This is a genomic window from uncultured Psychrobacillus sp. (genome assembly GCF_938022135.1).
Classification (GTDB): domain Bacteria; phylum Bacillota; class Bacilli; order Bacillales_A; family Planococcaceae; genus Psychrobacillus.
Genome location: NZ_CALIED010000013.1, coordinates 1 through 1,709 on the forward strand (window position 1 = coordinate 1; position 1,709 = coordinate 1,709).

A 1,709-nucleotide genomic window follows, 5' to 3' on the forward strand; every position below is an offset into this window, starting at 1 on the left:
CAAATGTGAAATCAGAGACACCAAATTCGAATATACAGGCTAAGCCAAAAGTTGTCGGAGGGAATGCAGATTATATAGCTCCACCTAAAAATACGAATACAATTAATACGCCATCTGCAAAGGTGGATACTACACCAACAAATAAAAGTATTGATAGTAATGTGAATGCAGATGTAAAGATGGATCTTGAGATAAAGGGTGCGGGAGAAGTTAATAGGCTTATTCCTGGTACACCTGGAAAGGTGACAGGAGGAAGTTCTACAAAGCTGGGTAAAAACATGTTTGAAGAAATGGGTTTGCCTATAACTACAAAGCGAACCCCTTATCAAGCACAACATATTATTCCTAAGGAATTTAGAAGTCATCCTGTATTACAAAAAATAGGTATGGATATGGACAATGCCTCAAATGGATTTTTTCTTCGAGTTCCAGACGCTGAGGTTAGTGTAACTTCTAGACATAAAGGATATCACTCAATTTATAGTAATTTTGTAAGGAGCAAATTGGATGAAATAGATATTAGACAAAATATAACTATAATAGAAAAACAAGTTTTTGAATTGCAACAAAAGTTAAGACTACTTCAAGAAAAGGGATTACCACTATACATGAAGGATAATTACCTTGAAAATGAACTTAAAAGGATTAAAGAAATTGGATTGGAACAATACAGAATAGAAAGAATAGACAAAGAGGTTGCGACCCCTGTATGGAAAAGAGGAGGAGGGGCAACAGTGGACCTTTGGGAAAGGTGGTATAATAAGCAATGAACTATGGGTTATTTAATAATTTAGTTGAAGAGGTAATTCAGTTCTCGAAAGATTTCCAGAGTGAACAAACTAATAAATTCCCCCAAAATATTATCATTATTAATGATATAAAAAAAGCAGAGCATTTAGCTTATGAAGAGATTTTTGGTGAAGAAGAGTATAATTGGAAAGATATTAGAGAAATGGAAATGAGCGAAGTCTGGGGTTTGTATTATGAAAAGTCTGAAAATGAAAAACCTAAAGGACTGGAAGAATTATTAGAAATTATTGCTGATAATGTGAGAAAGAGCTCATTTAAATATAGTATATTTTATAATGATGTTGTAGCTGACCTTACTAATTGTGCCATCAATAGAGCAATAAATGGAAAGAGTAATTCCTTTTTTGAAAAATTGTTTGAAATATATCAATATGGTGCTTTTCCTTGCGGTTGGAATGGTGATTATCCAGAAGGACAAATTGTTGCTTTTAAATTGGATTAATGAGTATTTTACTCGAGAGACTAGATGAAGTTCTGGGAGAAGAAATATATAAATGTGTTAGTTAATTTTAAGAGTGGAGATGTACTGCTTTAAAAAGAAGAGTTAAAGGAAACTTGGTCATCTTTTTTTGTTTCTTGATGGCATGTTTTAATTGTTAATTATGGATCAATAAAAGATAATTTATAATACTTAAAACCTTGATTGGCTAAATGTCTTTCAAGGTTTTTTAAATTTAAAATTCCAAAAAGAAACGTGACGACACGGTTTTACAGCTACATGAATTCGATAGTTCTCAAACCACATCACTACACACAGTCGAAGATGATATTCAAACGATGGGCAATTGGCTTACCGATATGGAGGGGATGTTTACCGTAGGGGTAAAGGACATTACTTTCCAGACGAGTCAGTGGAATGCAATTACGTTTGGAAGCGAGATTCGGACAGAGCTATTCCC

General features: G+C 33.5%; 2 protein-coding genes and 1 pseudogene. All 3 read left to right on the forward strand.

The genetic code is table 11. The annotated features are described in order from the left end of the window. The coding region (locus Q0371_RS02800) for an AHH domain-containing protein (protein ID WP_366518555.1) at window positions 1-770 on the forward strand (770 nt) is incomplete at its 5' end. Next, complete coding sequence (locus tag Q0371_RS02805; RefSeq protein ID WP_298467993.1) at window positions 767-1,252, forward strand: hypothetical protein; 486 nt, start codon at window positions 767-769, stop codon at window positions 1,250-1,252. The genes Q0371_RS02800 and Q0371_RS02805, both read left to right, overlap by 4 nt. 251 nt (window positions 1,253-1,503) lie before the next feature. Then, a pseudogene (locus Q0371_RS19185) lies at window positions 1,504-1,709 on the forward strand (T7SS effector LXG polymorphic toxin); the annotation flags it as partial.

Coding starts and splice junctions, on each gene's coding strand:
- Q0371_RS02805 (WP_298467993.1), top strand. CDS start 767: ATGAACTATGGGTTATTTAATAATTTAGTTGAAGAGGTAATTCAGTTC.